The organism is Photorhabdus sp. P32 (assembly GCF_038085095.1).
Taxonomy (GTDB): domain Bacteria; phylum Pseudomonadota; class Gammaproteobacteria; order Enterobacterales; family Enterobacteriaceae; genus Photorhabdus; species Photorhabdus luminescens.
Window position 1 is genome coordinate 1 of the sequence record NZ_JAZGJN010000164.1, and the last position, 6823, is coordinate 6823.

Genomic DNA, 6823 nt, shown 5'->3' on the forward strand with positions numbered 1-6823 from the left:
TGGATAATATAGGATTTAAAGTTGTCATTTAAAGTTTAATAAATTATTTAATGCTTAAAGGATTAATTATTGAAATTGAACTGATTTTATAAACAATTGAATATGATTAATATTTATTTTAAACATTAATAAGTATAGGGGTTTTATAGTTAAAAGAATATCTAATCTTAATGATACAATTAAATATTCAATGAATATAAATAACTTTTCATAATTATGATGCCTCTTATTTTATTGTTCTCTATTATTCCTGTGGAAAATTTTTTATTATCTTTTTTTAAAGGCTGAATTTAAATTATTTTTCAGGTTAAAAGATAATTATTTAACGAATTTTAATTTTATCTTGCCCGTTAATGGGCAAGAAGTATTTTAGATTAACTTAAATATAAAATTAACATGGTCAATTATATTCTCGTTACTTTAATCATTCCTTTAAAACTAAAGATAATAGAGCCTGACGAGCATAAATACCATTCTCTGCCTGTTGGAAATAATAAGCATAGGGCGTTTTATCTACATCGACAGTAATTTCATCGATACGTGGCAATGGATGCAGAACTTTGAGGTTTTCTTTCGCTCCGATCAAATCGGAAGTGCGCAGAACAAATTGTGCTTTTACGTTGGCATATTCGGATGGATCGAGGCGCTCTTTCTGTACTCGAGTCATATAAAGAATATCTAGCTCCGGTAATACTTCTTCAATATTAGCGTGTTGGCTATAGGTCGCACCTTTTTCATTCAGCATATGAAGAATATGATTTGGCATTGCCAATGCTTCCGGGGCGATAAAATAAAAGTGATTGCCATTAAATTTCGCCAGCGCTTGTGATAGAGAATGGACAGTGCGGCCATATTTCAGATCACCAACCATAGCGATATTCAAACTATCCAGCCGTTGCTGAGTTTCCTGAATGGTGAACAGATCCAGCAAGGTTTGAGTTGGATGTTGGTTGGCGCCATCACCGGCATTGATAATCGGAGTGTCACCGGAAAACTCAGAGGCCAGACGTGGTGCGCCTTCCTGTGGATGGCGTATCACGATGGCGTCAACATATTGGCTGATAACGGAAATAGTATCGGCTAGTGTTTCACCTTTTTTACCCAAGGAGGTGTTACTGCTATCTGAAAAACCGACAACTGAAGCGCCAAGGCGGTGGATTGCTGTTTCAAAAGAGAGGCGAGTACGGGTGGAGGCTTCGAAGAAACAACTGGCGATAACCTTGGGTTTCAGCAATTCAGGTTGTGGTCTGGCTTTCAGTGCAGCAGCAGTCTGCAACACCAATTCCAGATCTTCGCGGCTCAGATCATTTATTGAGATGATATGTTTGCGATATAACGGATTAGCCATTTTTCACTCTCCTCTAATGCTGACATCCGGGGCGGCAATCATGAATTGATTACCAGGCAAAAAAAAGCCCCTCAATGAGGGGCATTAAATGATCGGTTTAGCAACGGGAAAACAATGACGGCTGGCTGCCTTCCTTCAGGCAGTTGTGCTTGATGACAAAAATAAGCGCTGTCTTTCATGATTTCTCCCGGCAAATTGCGGCGCATTATACTCGTGAAAAATCTTACAGCAAGCATTTGACCGAAGAAAAATAATATTAGCAGGATCATATCTTTAAAGACATAATCCTGCCGATATCCCAACTAATTAGATTTTAAGATCATTTGCTAGCGTTGCTACCATTACCGCTTTAATGGTATGCAGGCGATTTTCTGCTTGATCAAACACAATACTGTGCTCTGATTCAAAAACTTCATTGGTAACTTCCAGCCCTCCATACATATTAAATTCAGCCGCGAGCTGTTTGCCTAATATCGTTTCTTCATCATGAAATGCTGGCAGGCAGTGCAGGAATTTTACTTGTGGATTGCCTGTCATGTTCACCACATCCATATTCACTTGATAAGGTTTCAGTAGGTCAATACGTTGTTGCCAAACTTCTTTTGGTTCTCCCATAGAAACCCAGACATCGGTATAAAGGAAATCAGTATTTTTAACCCCTTCGGCGATATTTTCCGTTAGCGTAATTTTACCTCCTGTTTTTTCAGCCAGTTTCTGACATTCAGTAACCAGCGCGGCGTTGGGCCAGCATTTTTCAGGGGCAATCAACCGAACATCCATGCCCGTTAGCGCCGCGGCTTCTAGCATGGTATTACCCATATTATTACGGGCATCCCCCAAGTAGGCGAATTTGATTTCTGACAAGGGTTTTTCTGGTTGATGTTCCTGAATAGTTAGCAGATCCGCCAGTAGCTGAGTAGGGTGAAATTCATCTGTTAGCCCATTCCATACTGGAACGCCTGCATATTTTGCCAGTGATTCAACGATTGTCTGGGCATAGCCGCGATATTGAATACCGTCATACATACGGCCAAGTATACGGGCGGTATCTTTGATCGATTCTTTATGACCAATCTGGTTACCACTGGAACCGAGGTAGGTGATATTTGCTCCTTGATCGAAAGCGGCCACTTCAAATGAGCAGCGGGTACGGGTGGAATCTTTTTCAAAAATCAGCACGATGTTTTTGCCTGTTAACAGAGCCTTTTCTGTGCCAGATTTTTTAGTCGATTTTAATTCAGCAGATAGCTTTAGCAAGGCATGAATTTCTGCTGAGGAAAAATCAAGTAACCTTAGGACATGACGCTGATAGAACGGATTCATTGTTTGGTGTCTCCGTATTTGTTGTTTGCATTTAAATTCAATCTATATCTATAAAAATGCAATTTCAACTCCGTATTGGATTTCTTTGATGTAAACAGTGGTTAGCCCGCCTGTGGTGTGGGAGAATGAGGATTGGGACGGCCAACTGCTTGAGGATATTTGGTATGGCAAATCAAAGAGACTTAGAAGAACAACGCGAAGAAACGCGCCTTATTATTGAAGAATTACTGGAAGATGGTAGTGATCCTGATGCACTTTATGCCATTGAACATCACTTTTCTGCTGAGGACTTTAGTCTGTTGGAAAAGGCGGCGGTTGAAGCCTTTAAACTGGGTTATGAAGTGACTGATGCGGAAGAATTGGAAGTCGAAGATGGTACAATTCTGATGTGTTGTGATGTTATCAGTGAGTGTGGATTGAATGCAGAGATGATTGATGCTCAGGTTGAACAGTTGGTGAATCTGGCTGAAAAAATCGGCATTAATTATGACGGTTGGGGCACTTACTTCGAAGATCCTGATGAGCAAGATGAAGATGATTTGCCGGAGCAGGGTGAGAGTAGACTTCATTAGTATAATCAGTATGTTAAGAATCCTGTGTTAACTCTGGTCGTGATTGATGCATGTGATTCAAAACAAAATAGTCCTTATCTGCTTTGGCGAATAAGGACTATTGCATTTTAAATATACCCTATGGATTTCAAGATGCATCGCGACGGCAAAGGAGTGAATCCCCGGGAGCATAGCGAACTATGTGACCGGGGTGAGCGAGTGCAGCCAACAAAGAGGCAACTTGAAAGATAACGGGTATAGACTATCTTATCAAACCATGTTCCCTGACTTTTGAAAGAATAGTTCCTCTCCTAATTTGGTTTGCTTCGGTGACTTCCCTTTTTAATTCTTGTCCTAACTCATTCGAAACCAGATCCTTATGTTTTTCTGCGAGCTCGCTTAATTCTTCTGCGGTGTGAACCACTCCGGTGACTTTCCACGCCAATGACAGACCTTTGAATGCCACTTTGGCTACCGGATGCGGTACGACCGCGGCGGCGGTATCCAGTGTGGCGCCGACCGTCGCACCCAGTGATGCCCCGGTAATTAGCGTATCTGTTGCGACCTCTTTTAAATCATCAGTTGCTTTTTGCAGCTCTTCCAATTTTTCTGGAGTGACGGTAGCAGTAGCGGCGCCTGCCTTAAATACCTTTTTTATACCCTCGAAAGTCAGGCTAAAATTATTAATTGCATCGGTGCCTGCGGCTTTTGTGAGCTCAGTTTTGTTTAGTTCACCGACATTGCCAGCCGCGGCAAATTCTCCGGCAGCCGCCACTAAACTTGCCCCCTCTTTTATTGCTTGAGCTCCTGGGATTTGTCCTTGTGCAAGGTGTTCTGCTGCTTCTTTACGTCCAGCGATGTTATGGGCCATTTGCTGGATGGGGCTATAGTTTTCTTTTAGCGTGCTCGCTTTTTGGGTGATTTTGCTGACTTGTTGATCACCGTAGGATTCAGAGGCAGGAGATGGCATCTGAGGTCTTTCAACTTGTTGATTTTTGTATTTGTAAAGTTCGTATGCCATACCGCCAACGCCTAATGCGCCTGTTGCTACGGTTTTAAATATACGTCCATCTTCATCTATACCAGTCATGGGATTATTTCTTACCATACGGTACAGATTCAGGCCATCGACTGTTCCAGCCGGGTCAGCGCTTAACCATCTACCGGCCCACGGTTGATAATAGCGGTAGCCGTAATAGTACAGTCCCGTTGCATCACGCTCTTTGCCGGAATAACGAATGGTTTTGTAGCCGGCTTCAACTTGATTTCTTGCTGCCCATACTGCGGTGCCGCCATAGGGGTAATACTCTTCCCAACTGATAATTTCTCCGTGTATATCCAGTTCTAATTCGCTGCTGTGTGTAAGATTATCGTAGCTGTATCTGACTTGATCGTTATCTATGCCAGTGGGTTGGCCTGTTTCCCAGTGTAATACGCGTACTTGCGCTCTCCCCGCTTGCCCGACAGTAATAACTTGCAGGTCTTCGGTGATATTGGCGCCGCTTTGTGTGGTATGTAATTCTAATCCTGGCAGGTAAGTGACTCGTTGTTGTGTGGCGTTGGGTGTTTGTTGTTCATTTATTTTCAGTCGCCGCATTCCGTCATTGTCATAGCGGTACCGCTCGTGTGAGGTGTTACCATTCTGGCTCACTTGTTGTAGTTCTCCTCGTGGGGTCCAGTTTAAGGATTGCCCTGATAACAGACTGGTTTGATGACCGCCTGCATCAAAGAATGTATCAACGAGATTGGGATCATTGGTTAGGGTGCTGAGGACACCGCGGTTATTTCGGTTTGAGATAGTGATATCTGTGGTGTAGTTATTGTTGCTTGCCGGAGCGCTATGCCGGATTTGTATCAGGTTGCCGCTATCGTCGTAGGTGTAAATGCGAGTGTAGTTAGTATAGGTATTGTCATCGGTAGGAAGAGGAGTCATTAAAGGAGGGAGCTGGCTTCCTTGCTGACCAATGTTAGCCATTTCGCGGCCGGTTGCTTTGATGAGTTGGTAGAGAGAATCATAGGAATATGCATTTTCCGGTACTATTTTCTGATTACGCCAGAATCGAGTGGCTTCTGCATCATTACGAATATTGATCACATTGCCAACGGGATCATATTCATAACGTAAATCCTGTAGTGGTTTTGTACTATCTTTAGTCCGGCGGGTTGTAATGTTAATTAGTCGTTGGGTCTCTGGTTCATAGGTATATTCCGTAATAACGCCGTTGCCGTGTTCTTCTCGTAATTTTTGTCCGGCTGCTGACCAATTAATAGATTGCACAATAACTTTTTCGGATTGGCCTTTTAGTGTTAACCAGCTACCTTTCAATTGACCTGCGACATCATAGGCCAGCCGTTGTATATTTCCCTTGGCATCGATTTGGGTTAGCAGAGCGCCAATAGCATCAGTTTTATTTTGAGTAGTGAATATGTTGTTATTCAGTTTTGTACGCCAACTATTTTCATCATCACCGTGCCAATCGGCTTCCTGATCGTCGGCTATTAATTGACGAGATTGTGATAAAACCGCTCCCGTCAAGGACAAACTTTCCAGTTGTACCAGCCCCGCAGTGTCGTAATGGCGTATACATTGCCCGGCGAGATTCTGGTTTTTCTCTGCCTCTGTATTACCTGCCCAAATAAGGCGTTCCGTGGTTTTCTCGTTTTTTTGTATTAATTCGGTGACAGCCAGCAAGCGGCCGGGCAAGGTATTATCTTCATAGTGATGAGTCTGACGAGCGCCGATTGCATTGATAGTCAGTATTGGGCGTCCTTCGATATCATTTAAGGTAATTGTTCGGCCAGCATCGATACTTTCTTCACGCAGCGTATTTCCAGCAAGATTAAAGATACGCGAGAAGTTTGAGCCACTCTGATTTTTATATCTACGTGGGTCTGTGCTTTTCACTTGAAATCCTTGAGGATTAAATTCATAGCGAGTGATCAATTCGTTGCTATTGGTTTCATCAGCTTGGGTACGCAGGTATTCCAGCGAACGTATATTCAATCCTCGATTATCTAATACGCTGACAGATGGAGTATTTCGGTTAATTGCAGAATTGTAACGACTCATATTGCAGCTCCTTATGCTGTTTTAGTCTGTTAGCCGGTTTAATCGTGGCGACCTGAGACTTTACTATGGAATGAGGAAAATTTTTAACAGAACAGTATGATAATTTTTGAAATTGACAGTATGAGAATTAGTATTTCCATAGATAGGAATAGAATGGTGGAGGGGAAAGAAATTATTTTTATTAAATGATGTTTTTACAGCTAAATAAATATTTTAATTATTTAATTGTGATTAAGTGGAAATTAATTAATAACCACCTTGAATATATATTTAAGGTAGATTCACATAATAAGTGCAACATCGTTAATCTGGAAGTAAACATGTTCGTATACCCTTAAATAATTCATTCGGGGTTTTCCCACCCCGTGTTTTTCGGGGACGATGATTTAATCGGTTTACCACAAAATTTATTTCCTGATCAGAGACTTCATTAAAATCAGTTCCCTTTGGAAAGTATTGTCTGATTAACCCATTGATATTCTCATTGATCCCTCTCTCCCAAGGCGAGTAGGATGGGCAAAATAAATTTCA

At 41.9% G+C, this 6823-nt stretch carries 4 protein-coding genes and 1 pseudogene; 1 reads left to right on the forward strand and 4 read right to left on the reverse strand.

All coding sequences use genetic code 11. The annotated features are described in order from the left end of the window. Positions 1 to 424: 424 nt before the first annotated feature. Together pyrB and argF are read right to left on the reverse strand one after the other, a co-directional pair. Entirely contained in the window at positions 425 to 1348 is a 924-nt protein-coding gene (gene pyrB, locus V2H77_RS01415; protein WP_341497373.1) for an aspartate carbamoyltransferase, read from the reverse strand. 306 nt (positions 1349 to 1654) lie between these two features. Beyond that, the gene (gene argF / locus V2H77_RS01420) at positions 1655 to 2671 is read right to left on the reverse strand and encodes an ornithine carbamoyltransferase (protein WP_341497374.1); all 1017 of its coding nucleotides are present in this window, start codon (positions 2669 to 2671) and stop codon (positions 1655 to 1657) included. A gap of 164 nt (positions 2672 to 2835) precedes the next feature. On the opposite strand from argF, the gene rraB reads away from it, so the two are divergent. Further along, a complete protein-coding gene (gene rraB, locus V2H77_RS01425; protein ID WP_049585133.1) occupies positions 2836 to 3243 on the forward strand; it encodes a ribonuclease E inhibitor RraB in 408 nt (135 codons plus the stop codon). Positions 3244 to 3484: 241 nt separating this feature from the next. On the opposite strand, the gene V2H77_RS01430 is transcribed toward rraB, so the two are convergent. Both V2H77_RS01430 and V2H77_RS01435 read right to left on the reverse strand, forming a co-directional pair. Next, positions 3485 to 6292 (reverse strand): RHS repeat domain-containing protein, encoded by a 2808-nt coding sequence (locus tag V2H77_RS01430; protein ID WP_341497375.1) that lies wholly within the window; start codon positions 6290 to 6292, stop codon positions 3485 to 3487. Positions 6293 to 6595: 303 nt separating this feature from the next. Beyond that, positions 6596 to 6823 (reverse strand): annotated as a pseudogene (locus V2H77_RS01435) (IS30 family transposase); the annotation flags it as partial.